Origin of the sequence: Pseudomonas sp. B14(2022) (assembly GCF_012030485.1) — a bacterium.
In the GTDB taxonomy this organism is placed as follows: Bacteria; Pseudomonadota; Gammaproteobacteria; order Pseudomonadales; family Pseudomonadaceae; genus Aquipseudomonas.
The window spans coordinates 191,055-207,496 of sequence record NZ_JAAUVM010000002.1; the positions used below are offsets into that span (position 1 = coordinate 191,055).

The following is a 16,442-nucleotide window of genomic DNA, read 5'->3' on the forward strand; positions in this document are numbered from 1 at the left end:
CGTGCCTTCCTGGCAGGACATGCACCTTCCAGAGTCAAGATTGTACTTTTCAAAGGCTCAGGCTGATCCGTCGTGCACAGGCGCTGGCAGCCACAGACATGCCACTGGGCAGCCACAGTCAAGCCCGTTCCGGCCACTGCGATTAACCTCGGGCTTTTCAATGTCTGCCACCAGGAAAAACCCCATGAGCGATATTCCACTGCTGCCCCAGGTTGAAGCCTTCCTCCGTCGAAACCATACGTTGTTCATCGACGGTGGCTACGTCGAGAGCCATTCCAGTCAGCGGTTGGAGGTGATCAATCCGGCGACCGGCCAGGTCATTGCCGACGTCGCCGCCGCCGACCCGGCCGACATTGACGCGGCTGTGGCGTCGGCGAGCCGAGGCTTCAAGCAGTGGTCGCAGGTCGCACCGGCGGTGCGCGGCAATGTACTGCTCAAGCTGGCCGATCTGCTGGAGCAACACCGCGAAGAACTGGCACAGCTCGAAACCTGCCAGTCGGGCAAGATCATCCAGATTTCCCGTGCTTTCGAAGTCGACCAGGCCGCACATTTCCTGCGTTACTACGCGGGCTGGGCCACCAAGATCAGCGGCCAGACCATCACTCCGTCGCTGCCCTCCTTCGCCGGCGAGCGCTACACCGCGTTCACCCTGCGCGAGCCGGTCGGAGTGGTGGTCGGCATCGTGCCGTGGAATTTCTCGACCATGATCGCCATCTGGAAACTCGCTTCGGCGCTGGTGACCGGTTGCAGCATCATCATCAAGCCCAGCGAGTTCACGCCACTGACCATCCTGCGCATCGCCGAACTGGCGATTGACGCCGGCCTTCCCGCCGGTGCGCTGAACGTCTTGACCGGCGGCGGCAGCGTCGGCAAAGGCCTGATTGAACACGCCGGCACCGACAAGGTGTCGTTCACCGGCTCCGTGCCGACCGGCATTGCGGTGGGCCAGAGTGCCATGGGCGCCGGGCTGACCCGCGCCACCCTTGAGCTGGGCGGCAAGAACTCGGCCGGGTTCCTGCCCGATGTGGACCTGGACAAGGCCGTCAACGGCATCATCGAAGCGGGCTTTTTGCACTCCGGGCAAATCTGCGCCGCTGCCGAACGCTTCTTTGTGCATCGTTCGCAGATCGAAACGGTCATGGACAAACTGGCCCAGCGCCTGAGCACGCTGAACATCGGCTCGCCCCTGGACGAGCGCACCGAATTCGGCCCCGTAACCAACCGCCAGCACCAACTCAAACTCGGCGAGTTCTTCGCCAAAGCCCGCGCCGAAAACAACCGCATCATTCACGGTGGCAACCTGATCGACCGTCCGGGCTGTTACGTCGAGCCGACGATCATCCTCGCCAACAGCGTCAACGACACCCTGCTCAACGAGGAGACCTTCGGCCCCATTGCCACATTCTTACCGTACGACAGCGAAGAGGAACTGCTGGCCTTGATGAACAACACCCCCTACGGCTTGAGCGCCAGCCTGTGGACCAACGACCTCAGCAAAGCCTTGCGCATGGTGCCCGCCATCGAGGCCGGCACGGTGTGGGTGAACATGCACACGATGCTGGACCCGGCGGTGCCGTTTGGCGGCAACAAATCCTCGGGGATAGGCCGGGAGTTCGGCAGCGCCTTCATCGAGGATTACACCGAGTTGAAGTCAGTGATGATTCGCTACTAAATCCAACCAGTGGATCCATTGATATGTAAGTGTCCGATAATCGCCCAATAAAGCAACCACAACAGATTGACTCTCCATCAGGCCAGCCATTTAATGGATCCATTAAATAAAAACAATCCGCCGCCTGGAGAGTCATCATGTACCCAAAGAACACGTGGTATGTCGCCTGCACCCCCGATGAAATCGCGCACAAGCCCCTGGGTCGACAGATCTGCGGCGAGAAGATGGTGTTTTATCGTGGCCAGGAAGGCGCCGTGGTGGCGGTCGAGGACTTCTGCCCCCATCGCGGTGCGCCACTCTCGCTGGGTTATGTCGAGAACGGCAACCTGGTCTGCGGCTACCACGGCCTGGTCATGGGCGGCGATGGCAAGACCGTGGAAATGCCCGGCCAGCGGGTGCGTGGCTTTCCGTGCAACAAGACCTTTGCCGCGGTTGAACGCTACGGCTTCATCTGGGTGTGGCCCGGCGATCAGGCCCAGGCCGACCCGGCGCTGATCCACCATCTGGAATGGGCTGAGAGTGACCAGTGGGCCTATGGCGGCGGGCTGTTTGATATCCAGTGCGACTACCGCCTGATGATCGACAACCTGATGGACCTGACCCACGAAACCTACGTGCACGCCTCCAGTATCGGCCAGAAGGAAATCGACGAAGCGCCGCCCGTGACCACGGTGGACGGCGATGAAGTCGTCACTGCCCGGCACATGGAAAACATCATGGCCCCGCCGTTCTGGCGCATGGCCCTGCGCGGTAATAACCTCGCCGATGACGTGCCGGTGGACCGCTGGCAGATCTGCCGCTTCACCCCGCCCAGCCATGTATTGATCGAAGTCGGCGTGGCCCACGCCGGCAAAGGTGGCTATAACGCCGCCCCCGAACACAAGGCCTCAAGCATCGTGGTCGACTTCATCACCCCGCAAACCGAGACCTCGATCTGGTACTTCTGGGGCATGGCGCGCAACTTCAACCCCCACGATGAGGCGCTCACCGCGAGCATTCGCGAGGGCCAAGGCAAGATTTTCAGCGAAGACCTGGAGATGCTCGAACGCCAGCAACAGAACCTGCTGGCCCACCCGCAGCGCAACCTGCTCAAGTTGAATATCGACGCGGGCGGCGTGCAGTCGCGCAAGATCCTGGAGCGACTGATTGCCAGGGAACGCGCCGCCGAATCGCAACTGATCGCCACCACCACCGCCTGAACAGCGCGACAACTTTGCGAGGACTGAACATGATCGATGTGGTGGTGGTATCCCGTAACAACGAAGCCCAGGATATTTGCAGCTATGAACTGGCCAGTGTCGATGGCCAGCCGCTGCCGGCCTTCAGTGCCGGTGCGCACATTGACGTGCACCTGCCCGATGGGGTGATCCGGCAATATTCCCTGTGCAATCACCCCGAAGAACGTCATCGCTACCTGATCGGCGTGCTCAAGGACCCGGCCTCACGGGGTGGTTCGCGCAGCTTGCACGAGCAGGTTCACGAGGGCACGCGCCTGACGATCAGTGAGCCGCGCAACCTGTTTCCCCTGGCCCACGACGCGCGCCGCAGCCTGCTGTTTGCCGGTGGCATCGGCATCACCCCGATCCTGTGCATGGCCGAACGCCTGGCCCACGCAGGGGCCGACTTCGAACTGCATTACTGCGCCCGTGCCAGCGAGCGTGCGGCATTTGTGCAACGGCTTAAGGCGTCGCCGTTTGCCGAGCGGGTGTTCCTGCATTTCGATGAGCAGCCGCACACAGCCTTGAATGCTGCCGAGGTACTGGCGGCGCCCGCAGACGACGTGCACCTGTATGTCTGCGGCCCTGGAGGGTTCATGCAGCATGTGCTCGACAGCGCACGCGCACAGGGCTGGCAGGAAGACTGCCTGCACCGCGAATACTTTAGCGCGGCACCGGTGGACAGCAGCCTCGACGGCGGCTTTTCGGTGAAGCTCGGCAGCAGCGGCCAGGTCTTCGAAATCCCCGCCGACAAGACCGTGGTCCAGGTCCTGGAAAGCCATGGCATCGAGATTGCCGTGTCCTGCGAACAGGGGATTTGCGGCACCTGCCTGACCCGTGTGCTGGAGGGCATACCGGAGCACCGCGACCTGTTCCTCACCGAGCAGGAACAGGCGCTGAATGATCAGTTCACGCCCTGCTGCTCACGCTCGAAGACCCCGTTGCTGGTGCTCGATATCTGAAGCGTGTCACGACGCGGGCAAAATCACCTTCATGCGCGCGGCGGCGGTGGCCGAGCTGAAGATCTCGGCATAGCGCAAGGTCGCATTGGCGTGCTCACGCATGATGGCTTCGGCCCGCGCGCCCTGGCGATTGACCAGGGCGTCGAAGACCGAGTGATGCTGCATGTGGGCATAGTTGAAGCGTCGGTACTCGCGGGCCATGTCCTCGCGATCCACCGCCAGCGCGGTCACCGAGGCGAACGGCAAATGATCATTGCGGGCCAGGGCGTCGGCGATTGCCGGGTTGTGGCTGCCTTCGACGATGACCTGGTGAAAGCGCATGTTCAGGTCGTGATAGACCTCAAGGTCATCCTCGGTCACGTAGCCCTTTTCGAACAGTTGATCGCCTTCCACCAGGCAGCGCTCCAGCGCCGCACGTGCCGCATCGGATAAACCAAGCTCGGCGGTCTGACGCGCTGCCAGACCCTCAAGCACGCCGCGCACTTCGACGGCGCCGGCAATGTCGCTGGGGCTGACCGAACGCACCTGATAACCGCGCCCGCCAAACGGCACCAGCAGTCCTTCCTGTTCGAGGGTGCGAAAGGCCATGCGCACGGGCATGCGCGACACGCCGAACAGCTGCGCCGTGGGGATCTCCATCAACCGCTCGCCCGCCGCCAACTCCCCGCTGGCAATCATCTTGCGCAGTGCAACCAGCACCAATTGACCGGGTTTACTCATCCAGGCGACTTCCAGAAAACGTGAGCCGCCATAGTATCGCAAGCACCTGGCCGCGTCAGATGAACGCCAGCGCTGCCCGTGCCCCATCTATGGCGCCCAGGTGCTGCGCCAGCCGCGACGGCAGGTAATCGAAAAAGAACCCGGCGCTTTGCAGCTTGGCGGCACGCAAGGGGTGATCGTCGGGCAGTGCCCTGGAGACGCGCGCGGCCCGCGCCCAGGCAAAGGCCAGCAACGCCACGCCACAGAGCTGGAGGAAGTCCGGCGCAGCCCGATAGGGGTATTCACTGTCCTCGTGTGCGCGTTCACGTATGGCGTTCACCACACGGGCCAACGTGTCGCACAGGCTGCCCAACGCACCGGAGAAGCCTGCGCATTCGACATACTGTCTGCCCTGCGCGGCCTCGGCGCGTAACTCGGCCAGCAGCAGGCCAAAGGCTCGGCCCTCATCCCCCAGCACCTTGCGCAGCAACAGGTCATTGGCCTGGATCTCGTTACTGCCCTCGTAGATCATCGCGATGCGGCTGTCGCGCAGGGTTTGCTCGATGGCGAACTCGGTGACGTAGCCGTAACCGCCGAACACCTGCAGCGCATGGCTGGCCTGGCGAAAGCCCTGTTCGGTGAAGAACGCCTTGATGATGGGCGTCAGCAACGGCGCCAACTGGGCGGCCGACGAGTCCTGGTCATGTTCGGCCTGATCAAGCAGGTGCGCCGCCCAATAGCCGATGGCACGCATGCCCTCGCTGGTGGTGCGCAGCTCCAGCAACACGCGGCGCATGGCCGGGTGATAACGGATCGGGTCAGCCGCCTGGGCCACCACCTCTTCCGGCCTTGACGGTGCGCGCATCTGCAAGCGCTCGGCGGCGTACTGGCGGGCGTTCTGCCAAGCCGCCTCGACATGCCCCAGGCCTTGCAGGCCCACATGCAGGCGCGCGGAATTCATCATCACGAACATCGCCGCCAGGCCGCGATTGGCCTCGCCGATCAGCCAGCCCTGGGCGGCGTCGAAGACCAGGGAACAGGTGGCGCTGCCCTTGATACCCATCTTGTGTTCGATGCCGTCGCAGTGCACGCCATTGGCCTGGCCATCGTCCAGTTGCTTGGGCACCAGGAACAGTGAAATGCCACGGCTGCCCGGCGGCGCATCGGGCAGGCGCGCCAGCACCAGGTGCAGAATATTGGCCGTGAGGTCGTGCTCGCCGCCGGAGATAAACAGCTTGCTGCCGCTGAGGCGATAACTGCCATCCGCCTGGGGCTGCGCGCGACAGCGCAGCAAGCCGACATCGCTGCCGGCCTGGGACTCGGTGAGGCACATGGTGGGCAAGACCTGGCCACTGACAATGTCGGGCAGGTAGCGCGCCTGCAACCACGGAGCGGCGTGGGTCTTAAGGCACAGGTAGGCGCCGTGGGCGATCCCGGTGTACATGGCCCAGGCGTGGTTGCTGGCGTAGAGCATCTCTTGCAGCGCCGCATCGAGCAGTTGCGGCAAGCCCTGCCCGCCCTGCTCCTCGGCACACGCCAGCGCCGGCCAACCGCCGTCGACATAGGCGCGATAGGCCTCGGCAAAGCCGTCCGGGGTGCTGACCCGGCCCGCCTGCCAGCGGCAGCCCTGGCGATCACCGCTGCTATTCAACGGCGCCAATACGCCCTGACTGAAGCGTGCCGCCTCCTCCAGCACCTGTAGCGCCAGCGGCAGGTCCAGGGCCGCGAACGCCGGGTGGCGCTGCCAGGTGTCGGGCGCCTGCAACCAGTGTTCCAGGACAAATTGCATATCGCCCAGGGGCGCCTCATAGCTCCACATCGGGACACCTCATCGACTAAAAAAACCTTCAAGCGCGGTAGACAGGGTTCTCGATCAGCAACGCCATGCCCTGCCCGCCGCCCACACACGCTGCGGCAATCCCGTAGCGCAGGTTGTGCTGGCGCAGTTGTCGGGCCAGGGTCATCACCAGCCGCAGGCCGGTGGCGGCCAGGGGATGCCCCAGGGCAAGCGAGCCGCCCTGGACGTTGAGGCGGGTGCTGTCCAGCTCCAGTTCATGGGCCACCGCCAGTACCTGGGCGGCCTGGGCTTCGTTGATCTCGAAGCGGCCGATGTCATCCAGATTCAACCCGCTGCGTTGCAGCAGCAGGCGGATCGCCGGTGCCGGGCCGATACCCATGAACTCGGGGGCCACACCGACCACCGCGCTGGCCAGCAGCCGCGCCAGGGCCGGCCGCGTGCAGGCCGAGGCACGCCCCACCAAAGCCGCCGCCGCACCATCGACCACCGCGCAACTGTTGCCGGCGGTTTGCACGCCACCTGGATGCACGGCGCGCAAGCGCGTCAAGGCTTCAAGGTCGGTGGGACGTGGGTGGCTGTCGGCGCTGACGGCACTCGCCCGACGCGCCAGGCTGATGCCCCTGGGCTGATACCCCTCAAGCTCGAACACCTGGTTATCGACCGTGACGATTTCTTCCGCCCACGCGCCGTCACGTTGCGCCTGCAAGGCACGCTGATGGCTGTCGCAGGCGTAGCGGTCCACGGCCTTGCGGCTCAGGCCATAACGGCGCGCCAGGTTGTCGGCGGTAGCAATCATGTCCAGACCAGGGGCCGGGTCGTACAGGGCCTCCCAGAGAAAATCCTTGAATTGCACCTCGCCGCCGAGGCGAAACCCATCCCGATGGGTGTAGGCCGCAATCGGGTTGCGCGACATGGACTCGCTGGCCACGCACAGGGCCAGTTGCACCTCGTCGCGTAACTGTTCAGCGGCCTGGCGCAGCAGCTCGAAACCGGTGGCGCAGATGCGCTGCACCCCCAGTGCCGGGACCGCTTGCGCCACCCCGCTGTACAAGCCGATATGCCGTGGCAGCAAGTAGGCATCGAAGCTGGCCTGGGCCATGGAACCGGCCAAGACGCTGTCCACCGCCTGGGGGTCGATGCCGGCACGGGCCAATACTTCCCGGCCGACCTTGATGCCCAGGTCGATGGGCGACACCTGGGACAGTGCGCCCCCGAGGTCGACCCAAGGCGTGCGCACCGCCTCGAAAATCGCCGCATCGGCAAACGCCGAGTACTGCCCGGCGCTGCTCAAGGCTTGGGCCCGGCGCGCAGGATCGTGGCCTCTTCACCGCGATACAACGCCTCGACCTTGGCCGCGCGCCATTGCAGCACGGCACGCTGGTTGATCGAGCCTTTGTCGGTGATTTCCCCACGGTCGATGGACGCCGGCTCGTCGAGCAGGGCAATCCATTCCAGGCGACTGGCATTGCCGGTGGCCTCGCGGTTGAGGCGCTGCAACCAGTCGCCGAACCACTGGCGTACCGGCGCGCTGGCCAACACCTCGGCGTCGCTGGCGTCGGCGCTCAAGCCGGCCAGCCGCCGGCACTCGTAGAGCCGGGGGAACACCAGTGCTCCCAGGCATTCGCGGTCCGGCGCGGCAATCACCAGGTCCTGCACATAGGGCGCGCCGTCGAGCACGGCGCGATTGCGTAACGGGCCGACACTGACAAACACCCCGGAAGACAACTTGAAATCCTCGGCAATCCGCCCGTCGAACATCAGCCCCAATTGCGGCTGGTGCGGGTCGGCGAGCTTGATCGCGTCACCGGAACAGTAGAAACCCTGTTCGTCGAACACCTCGGCGGTTTGCTCGGGCGCCCGCCAGTACCCCGGCATGATGTGCGGCCCGCGAAAGCGCCCTTCGAACTTGCCGTCCAACGGCACCAGGCGCACCTCGCAGCCCGGCGCAGGCAATCCGATATAGCCGGCCATGGACAACGGCCCGGTGGTGAAGGTGCAGGACGGCGCGGCTTCGGTCATGCCCAGCCCGGCCATCATGCGGATACGTTCACCGCAGTGCTGTTCGGCCACGCGGTCGAGGCGATCCCAGACACTTTGCGACAGGCCGGCGGCGGCGAAGAAGAACAGTTTCATGCGCGCAAAAAACCGTTCGCGCAACTCGGCGTCCTGTTCCAGGGCGTTGACCAATTCTTCCCAGCCCTTGGGCACCGTCAAATAGGCCGTGGGCGAAACCTCCTTGAGGTTGCGCAGGGTCTCGGCAAAGCCTTGGACTGTGGGCTTGCCGTCGTCGAGGTAAAAGGTGCCGCCGTTGTAGAGCACGATGCCGACGTTATGGCTACCGCCGAAGGTGTGGTTCCACGGCAGCCAGTCCACCAGTACCGGCGGTTCCTCACCGAACACCGGGAATGTCTGCAACAGCATTTGCTGGTTGGCACAGAGCATGCGCTGCGTAGTGATCACCGCCTTGGGCAACTTGGTCGAGCCCGAGGTGAATAGAAACTTGGCGATGCTGTCGGGGCCGGTGGCCTGGAATGCCGCGTCGGCCTCGGCGCCGCCCGGCGTTTGCAGCAGGCTGGCGAAGCTGACCTGAGTGCGCCCAGGCACGTGGCCGCGCACGCTGATCAGCGGAGTCTCGGCCGGCAAGACAGCATCGATGGCGCGCTGGTAAGCGGCCGCATCGCTGACGAACACCAGCCCCGGTTGCAGCAGGTCGCACACATGCCGCAGCTTGGCGAAATCCTGGGACAACAACGAATACGCCGGCGATACCGGGCAATAAGGAATACCGGCGTACATCGCGCCGAGGGCGACCTGCAAATGCTCGATGTCGTTGCCCGACAGCAAGGCCAGCGGCTTGTGCGCCGAGAGCCCATAACTCAACAGGCCCTGGGCAATCGCACGCACGCTGTCGAGCATCTCGCGGTAGCTGACCCGGCGCCAATCACCACCGGCCTGGCGTGCCGCGATAAACGTCTGCTCGGGCCGCACCTGGGCCCAATGCACCAGGCGATCAAGCAAGCGCGTCGGCAACTCGGCCAGGGGCTCCAGGGAGCGCATATGCAGCACGCCGTGTTCTTCAGTGACCGCCACCGGTGCGTGGCCGATGGAGACCTCGCGGTATCGCGGTGCGGGCTGGGGTTGCGGTCTGAATTCGGAACTCACAAGGGTGTCCTCCAGCAAGGCGGGTCAACGCCGCCTTGTTATTGTTATGTCGCGACGCCTGCTCAGATCGGGTAATGCCGTGGCCCGTTCTGCAAGGTCACCCAGCGCAATTGCGTGAAGTGCTCGATCGAGGCCTTGCCGCCAAAGCTGCCGTAGCCGCTGGACTTGACCCCGCCAAACGGCATCTGCGCCTCGTCATGCACGGTCGGGCCGTTGATATGGCAAATGCCCGACTCGACACGCTGGGCCAGGGCCAGGGCACGTCCGGTGTCACGGCTGAAGATCGCCGCCGAAAGGCCGAACTCGGAGTCGTTGGCCAGGCGCAGTAACGCCTCATCGCCGTCACCGCGCAGCAGTACCGCCACCGGACCGAAGGACTCTTCGCGGTACAAGCGCATGTGTTCGGTGACGCCATCGATCAGGGTCGGCTGCAGGATGCTGCCGTCCAGTTGGCCACCTACCACCAGCCGCGCGCCCTTGGCGAGGGCATCGTCGATCAGGGCCTTGATGCGTGTGCCGGCGCCGGCGTCCACCAGGGAACCCAGGACCGAATCCGCTGCAATGGGATCGCCCGCGCGCAGGGTCGCGACCTTGGCCGCCAGCTTGGCGGTGAAGGCATCGGCGACCTTGGCATCGACAATCAGGCGCTCGGTGGACATGCAAATCTGGCCCTGGTTGAAATAGGCGCCAAAGGCCGCCGCCGCGACCGCAGCGTCGAGGTCGGCGTCATCGAGCACCAGCAACGGCGCCTTGCCGCCCAGTTCCAGCAAGGCCGGCTTGAGGTGACGCGCCGAGAGCTCGCCGACAATCCGCCCCACATGGGTCGAGCCGGTGAAGTTGACCCGGCGCACGGCCGGGTTGGCGATCAGCCGCTCGACAATCGCAGCGGCATCCGCCGGGGCATTGCTGATGACGTTGACCACGCCATCGCCCAGGCCGGCGTCCTGCAACACCTGGCCAATCAGGCGGTGCACCGCCGGGCTCAGCTCCGAGGCCTTGAGCACCACGGTATTACCGCAGGCCAACGGCATGGCGATGGCACGTGTGGCGAGGATCACCGGGGCATTCCACGGCGCGATGCCCAGTACCACGCCGCACGGCTGCCGCAAGGCCATGGCGAAACTGCCGGGAACATCGGAGGGGATCACTTCACCAGTGATCTGGGTGGTCATCGACGCCGCTTCGCGCAGCATATTGGCCGCCAGGCGCACGTTGAAGCCATACCAGTTGGCCATGGCGCCGGTCTCGCCGGCGGCGGCAATGAATTCGGCGCTGCGCGCCTGCAATTGCTCGGCAGCCTTGAGCAAGCGGGTGCGGCGTTCGTTGGGCGCCAGCGCAGCCCACGCGGGGAACGCGGCGTGGGCGGCCGCTACGGCGGCGTCGGCATCTTCCAGGGTCGCGGCGGCCACCCGCGAGACCACTTCACCGGTCACCGGGTTGCGACGTTCGAAGGTTCGACCGTCACGGGCGGGGCACGACTGGCCGCCGATCAACAGGGGCACGTCCAGCATGGTGATTCCTCTTTATTATCTTTATCGGGAATACGTTCAAGCAGGGTACAACGGCGCGGCCAGGCGGCCGCACCCTTCAGCGTTTATACGCCTGCAGGCCAGGCTTGATGCTCTTGTCGTCGAGGAACTGTTTCATGCCCTGCTCGCGACCGCCTTCGGTGTCGAGCAGGCGCGACTGATCGAGCTTGGCGTAGAGGTAATCCTCGTTCTGCTCCCAGGTCAATTCGCGGCAGCGTTTGAAGCCATGCTTGGCGGCACGCAGCACCACCGGGTTTTTCTCCAGCAGGTTGCGCGCCAGTTCGATGGTCACTTCGCGCAGTTGAGCCAGCGGCACGCTTTCGTTGACCAGGCCCATTTCGGCGGCTTTCTGCCCGCCAAAGGTCTTGCCGGTCATGATGTAGTACAGCGATTGGCGATGGCCCACGGTGTCGGCCATGGCCTTGCTCACCAGGTTGCCCGGCGGGATGCCCCAGTTGATTTCCGAGAGGCCGAAGGTCGCTTCGTCGGCGCAGATCGCCAGGTCACAGGCCACCAGCGGGCTGAAGCCACCGCCGAAGCACCAGCCATTGACCATGGCGATGGTCGGCTTGGCGTACATGCGCAGCAGTTTCCATTGCCATTGCGAGGCTTCGCGGCGGATTTTTTCCTGGAGGATTTCCGGGCCGGCATCCACCTCGCGAAAGTATTCCTTGAGGTCCATGCCGGCGGTCCAGGCTTCGCCTGCGCCGGTCAGCACCAGCACGCCGGCGGCAGGGTCCTGCTCAAGGGTTTCCAGGACATCGATCATTTCCCGGTTCAGGGTCGGGCTCATGGCGTTGCGTTTTTCCGGACGATTGAGAATGACCCAGGCGATGCCTTCTTCGATCTCAACCTTGACGGTGGTCCAACGGCCTTCGTAATTGCTCATGGCGGTACGCTCTTGTTCTGGGGTTTGAAGATGATTCGAAATTAAACCGCAAATATAGTTATGTCAATTAACTATTAACACGGATAACCAATATTTTTACACGGTGAAACCTGCGTTTTCCAGGCGTTGTGAAAAGCCGGCATAGCCATGGCTCGCCAACCTCGGCAAACTAGATAGCCTTCTTAACCTCCACCTTCTGAGGATTGCACTGCCAATGGCCAAGCCTTCCAACATCGCCGCCGCCAGCCAGGCCCTACCCGATAACGACGAGGTACGGCCGCCGCTGGATTCAGCCCTGGACGATCTGATCGGCTACGCCATGCGTCGCGCCCAGCTCAAGCTGTTCCAGAACCTGATCGGCCGACTGTCGGACCACGACCTGCGCCCTGCGCAGTTCTCGGCCCTGGCGATCATCGAGCAGAACCCCGGGCTGATGCAGGCCGACCTGGCTCGCGCACTGGCGATCGAGCCGCCCCAGGTGGTGCCGTTGCTGAACAAGCTGGAAAGCCGCGCCCTCGCCGTGCGGGTGCGCTGCAAGCCAGACAAGCGCTCCTACGGGATCTTCCTCAGCAAGAGCGGCGAAACCCTGCTCAAGGAGCTCAAGGCGATCGCCGCCCAGAGTGACCTGGACGCCACGGCCGCCCTCGACGGCCAGGAGCGTGAAGAGCTGCTGCGCCTGCTGAAGAAGGTCTACCAGGACTGATCGGCTTACCAGAGCGCCACGGTGTAGAGCACCAGGAAACGGGTCTGGTTTTCATCGCGAAACGCCGCGCCGCTGGGGAAGTCATTGCGGTAGATCGACTTGCGCGCCATGAACCCGACGTTCTTCAGCGGGCCGTCCTGGATCACATAGCCCAACTCCATCTGGAACTCGCGCTCCTTGCGATCCTCGGCGTTGAAAGCGGCCAGTTCGATGTTGTCGCCACGCACATAGCGCAGCCGAGTCTTCAACCCCGGCACACCCGCTGCGGCGAAGTCGTAGTCGTAGATGGCCTGCCAGGTGCGCTCCTTGGCGTTGAGAAAGTCCGAGCTCATGGTCAGTTCGCTCATGCCCATCAACTCCGTTCCAGAGATATAGGGCGTGGCCGTCTCCCCGCTTGAGTGCATGTAGCCAAGGCTGACGCGATGTCCGCCGAGGCGGTAGCCGAACAGCGCCGAGAGGTTGCGGTTATCCACGTTGCCCGCCTTGGCACTGCCGTCCTCGCGACTGAAAAAGCTGCGCAGGTCGCTGGTGAGCACGCCATCTCCCAACGGCAGGTTGTGCAGCAGCGCCAGGGTGTCCTGCTGGTAGAGGTCCGCCACCTGCGAGTGATAGACACGCAGGCTGAGGTCTTTGTTGACCTGGTAATCACCGCCCACATACGCCAGATGCGACGTGGTGGCGGTGGCGTTGAAACGCCGGTTGGGCGAGGCGATGGTCATGGCCTGGTAGTCGGTGGAGTCGCGTTTGTTGATGCGGTCGATGTAGCCGGTGTTGAGGGTCAGCCCATCGATGTCCTTGGAGCTCAAGGTGGTGCCGCGAAAGGTTTGCGGCAGCAGGCGCGACGGGCTGGCAAAGGCGAACGGCAGGAAGATCGACACATCGCCGGCCTTCACCGTGGTTTGCGCAAACCGCAGCTTGGCGGTCGGGGCCAGGCGCGAGTACTCATCGGCGGCGCGCTTGTCGCTCGCCGACACGGGCAACAACTCGGTGCCGCTGCGGTCTGGCGAGGAGTCGAGCTTGACCCCCATCAGCCCGCGTACATCCAGCCCAAAACCCACGGGGCCCGGGGTGTATCCCGACTCCAGGTTGAGGATGAACGCCTGGGCCCATTCCCGCGTGGCGGTCTTCGCACCGTCGTCCTTGTAGTCGCGGTCCAGGTAGTAGTTGCGCAAGGTCAAGGTGCCGTGACTGTCGTCGATAAAGCCTGCTGCCCACAGCGGAGCGGGCAGCACGCTCAAGGCCAGGCATGCCATGAGCAGGCGTGGAGTGGTGTTCGACACACAGGCGATGGGCACCGCTGCAGCGGCGTGCTCCATAGGTAGTTCTGGCATGTTCGATGTCCATTTTTTGTTGTTGTTTTTGGGGTGGCACACGCTCGGCCCGGTCGGCTTCGCGAGCCAAGAATGGAAACAGCCGACGGTGCCCGTCAACCGCAACTGAGCGATAATCGAACATTAATAAAACTATCTATTTTTTAGGTTTATATGGATCTATATGCCAAGCTTTTGAATTTTATGGATTTATTCATGATTTATGAGCAGATTAATCCACGATTCATTTTTTAGTTATCTTTGTTATCTTAATCACCAGCAGCCACTCGCGCTCGCCACCACAACAAAAACAACAATGAGGTTTGCCCATGGACAGTCCATCGCGTCGTTCGACGCTGACTATTGCGTTGTGCTTTATCGTTGCGCTGATCGAGGGATTCGATCTGCAAGCCGCCGGCACTGCCGCCGCCGGGTTACGTCAAACGTTCGCCCTGGATCCGAAGATGCTCGGCTGGGTGTTCAGCGTCGGCATCATTGGCCTGCTGCCGGGGGCATTCTTCGGCGGTTGGGTCGCCGACCGCATCGGGCGCAAGAAAATCCTGGTGAGCGCCGTGCTGCTGTTCGGGCTGTTTTCCCTGAGCACCGCGTTTGTCGAAAGCTACTCAAGCCTGTTGCTGGTGCGCTTCCTCACCGGCCTGGGCCTGGGCGCCGCGCTACCAAACCTGATCGCGCTGTGCGCCGAAGCGGTAAGCGAACGCAACCGTGGCACGGCCATCAGCGTGATGTACTGCGGGGTGCCGCTGGGTGGTGCATTGGCCGCAGTGGTGGCGATGTTTTCCAGTGAGCACTGGCAGACCACGTTTATCATCGGCGGCCTGGCACCCTTGCTGGCCGTACCGTTGATGATCCTGCTGCTGCCGGAATCCACTGCCTTTCGCCAACAGCGCGACAACACGCCTGGCGCCCGTCTTTCCAGCGGCCAGGCGCTGTTCGGCGAAGGTCGCGCCCGCACCACACTGGCCTTGTGGCTCAGTTACTTCTTCACCCTGACCGTGATGTACATGTTGCTTAATTGGCTGCCGTCGCTGTTGCTGGAACAAGGCTTCAGCAAACCCCAGGCGGGCATGGTGCAGATGCTCTTCAATATCGGCGGCGCCCTCGGTTCGCTGCTCGGTGGCGTGCTGCTGGACCGGTGCAATGCCGTCAAAGTGGTGCTGTCCGTGTATGCCGGGTTGCTGGCGGCATTGGCAGGGGTCGGGTTGTCGGTGGGCATCGTGCCCATGGCCATTGCCGGTTTTGCCGCCGGCCTGTTCGTCATGGCCGCGCAGTTGGTGCTGTATGCGTCGGCACCGCCCTCCTACCCAACCTCGGTGCGCGCCACCGGTGTCGGTGCAGCAGTGGCCGTCGGCCGCTTGGGTTCGGTCGCCGGGCCGCTGGCGGCCGGGCAACTCCTCGCCGCTGGCGCCGGCACCGCGGGGGTACTGCTGGCGACGTCCCCCGGGGTGGTGATTGCCGCACTGACCATCATCAGCGTGATGGTGCGTACGGCGCCCACTAGAACTTATGCAGCCAATTGAGCACCAGTTTGTTGCCCTCGGTGCGGTTCTCCGCCTGCTGTTCAAAGTAGGCGTTTACCGATAGCACATCTTCCTTGCTGAACGCATAGACCAGGCCTGGGCCCATGGCCCAGACCTTCTCCCGACGCCCGCTCACGGCGTGCCCATCGACCTTGGTGTCGGTGATCTGCTTCAACCAATAGCCGTTAACCCCCACGCTCAGTTGCTGGCTCAAGGCATATTGCAGGGTCAGGTTGGCATGCAACGCCTGCCCGGCCTGGGTATCGGAAACATCGCCAAAACCTGCCTGCGGATCATCATTCTTGCCATTCCACAGGTACATGAAACGCCCGCTCGCCGACCACTTCGGGCTGAACCAGTACGTCGCCGCGTAATACGGGTTGAATGACCAGAAGTTGCTGCCTGGGTTGATCGAGCGCTTGCGGTCATAGGCACCCACCGGCACCGAGATATCGGCTTCGACACGTTGGGTCAGCAGTGGGCTGCCATCGGCGCGGCTCAGGGTCGGCAGTTGCAGGAAAGGCCCCACAATCACATCACCAAAGCCAGCGCGAGAACTCAGCGCCGCATTGTTCAACCCATCGTCGACATCCACATGGGCCAGGGAGGTGTTGATCAGGGTGATTCCCGGCATCGCGCCATTGGCCAGGGGTTGGCCGACGTAGATGATCTGCGTGGTAGGCGCCACCACTTCCAGGTCCTGCTTGGGCAACGCCAGCTTGTTGCCGTTGGCATCATTGAAGCGGCTGGCCCGGGAGTACGTCAGGTATTCCTCCAGGTACCAGCCCGGGCCGGCCGGGGCCGGTGAGCCGTCGTAGAAACTGGTGCTGCCCAGGTTGAGTCCGGGCAAATCATAAGCGTAAGCAGTCGATGTCAGTGCGACAAACGTCGTGGCCGCAACCGTCCGCAAGATAGGCTTGAGCATCTTGTATGTCCTGTATTTTTGTTGTTGTTCAAGACGCC

At 63.4% G+C, this 16,442-nt stretch carries 13 protein-coding genes; 5 read left to right on the forward strand and 8 right to left on the reverse strand.

Translation table 11 applies throughout. The features are described 5' to 3' along the window. Window positions 1–184: 184 nt before the first annotated feature. The 3 genes from HCF10_RS04340 to HCF10_RS04350 all read left to right on the forward strand — a co-directional run bounded on the left by HCF10_RS04340 (window position 185) and on the right by HCF10_RS04350 (window position 3,851). Entirely contained in the window at window positions 185–1,672 is a 1,488-nt protein-coding gene (locus tag HCF10_RS04340; protein ID WP_167654953.1) for an aldehyde dehydrogenase family protein, read from the forward strand. Between the two features lie 137 nt (window positions 1,673–1,809). Continuing rightward, window positions 1,810–2,871, forward strand: coding sequence for an aromatic ring-hydroxylating oxygenase subunit alpha (locus tag HCF10_RS04345; RefSeq protein ID WP_131698862.1), 1,062 nt, complete (start codon window positions 1,810–1,812; stop codon window positions 2,869–2,871). A gap of 29 nt (window positions 2,872–2,900) precedes the next feature. Continuing rightward, window positions 2,901–3,851 carry a PDR/VanB family oxidoreductase gene (locus tag HCF10_RS04350; RefSeq protein WP_131698863.1) on the forward strand — a complete coding sequence of 317 codons (951 nt, stop codon included), beginning with the start codon at window positions 2,901–2,903 and terminating at the stop codon, window positions 3,849–3,851. Window positions 3,852–3,857: 6 nt separating this feature from the next. On the opposite strand, the gene HCF10_RS04355 is transcribed toward HCF10_RS04350, so the two are convergent. The 6 genes from HCF10_RS04355 to HCF10_RS04380 all read right to left on the reverse strand — a co-directional run bounded on the left by HCF10_RS04355 (window position 3,858) and on the right by HCF10_RS04380 (window position 11,928). Next, window positions 3,858–4,571, reverse strand: coding sequence for a GntR family transcriptional regulator (locus HCF10_RS04355; RefSeq protein ID WP_065939635.1), 714 nt, complete (start codon window positions 4,569–4,571; stop codon window positions 3,858–3,860). Window positions 4,572–4,626: 55 nt separating this feature from the next. Next, window positions 4,627–6,369 (reverse strand): acyl-CoA dehydrogenase, encoded by a 1,743-nt coding sequence (locus HCF10_RS04360; RefSeq protein WP_167654954.1) that lies wholly within the window; start codon window positions 6,367–6,369, stop codon window positions 4,627–4,629. A gap of 28 nt (window positions 6,370–6,397) precedes the next feature. Then, entirely contained in the window at window positions 6,398–7,639 is a 1,242-nt protein-coding gene (locus tag HCF10_RS04365; protein WP_167654955.1) for a thiolase family protein, read from the reverse strand. Continuing rightward, window positions 7,636–9,510: a feruloyl-CoA synthase gene (locus tag HCF10_RS04370; RefSeq protein ID WP_145337153.1), complete on the reverse strand. Its 1,875-nt coding sequence runs from the start codon at window positions 9,508–9,510 to the stop codon at window positions 7,636–7,638. Before HCF10_RS04370 ends, HCF10_RS04365 begins: the two co-directional genes overlap by 4 nt. Window positions 9,511–9,572: 62 nt before the next feature. Further along, window positions 9,573–11,021: an aldehyde dehydrogenase gene (locus tag HCF10_RS04375; RefSeq protein ID WP_131698867.1), complete on the reverse strand. Its 1,449-nt coding sequence runs from the start codon at window positions 11,019–11,021 to the stop codon at window positions 9,573–9,575. Between the two features lie 76 nt (window positions 11,022–11,097). Beyond that, entirely contained in the window at window positions 11,098–11,928 is an 831-nt protein-coding gene (locus HCF10_RS04380) for a p-hydroxycinnamoyl CoA hydratase/lyase (RefSeq protein ID WP_010567568.1), read from the reverse strand. Window positions 11,929–12,142: 214 nt separating this feature from the next. Between HCF10_RS04380 and HCF10_RS04385 the strand changes: the two genes are divergently transcribed. Then, window positions 12,143–12,631 (forward strand): MarR family winged helix-turn-helix transcriptional regulator, encoded by a 489-nt coding sequence (locus tag HCF10_RS04385; protein ID WP_122560566.1) that lies wholly within the window; start codon window positions 12,143–12,145, stop codon window positions 12,629–12,631. 5 nt (window positions 12,632–12,636) lie between these two features. Here HCF10_RS04385 and HCF10_RS04390 read toward each other — a convergent pair whose 3' ends face one another. Further along, complete coding sequence (locus HCF10_RS04390; protein ID WP_205885511.1) at window positions 12,637–13,962, reverse strand: OprD family porin; 1,326 nt, start codon at window positions 13,960–13,962, stop codon at window positions 12,637–12,639. A gap of 308 nt (window positions 13,963–14,270) precedes the next feature. On the opposite strand from HCF10_RS04390, the gene mhpT reads away from it, so the two are divergent. Beyond that, complete coding sequence (mhpT, locus tag HCF10_RS04395; protein ID WP_131698868.1) at window positions 14,271–15,479, forward strand: 3-(3-hydroxy-phenyl)propionate transporter MhpT; 1,209 nt, start codon at window positions 14,271–14,273, stop codon at window positions 15,477–15,479. Here the strand turns inward: mhpT and HCF10_RS04400 are convergent. Next, the gene (locus HCF10_RS04400) at window positions 15,457–16,404 is read right to left on the reverse strand and encodes a SphA family protein (protein ID WP_167654956.1); all 948 of its coding nucleotides are present in this window, start codon (window positions 16,402–16,404) and stop codon (window positions 15,457–15,459) included. The two genes, mhpT and HCF10_RS04400, sit on opposite strands and share 23 nt — an antisense overlap. Between the last annotated feature and the right edge of the window lie 38 nt (window positions 16,405–16,442).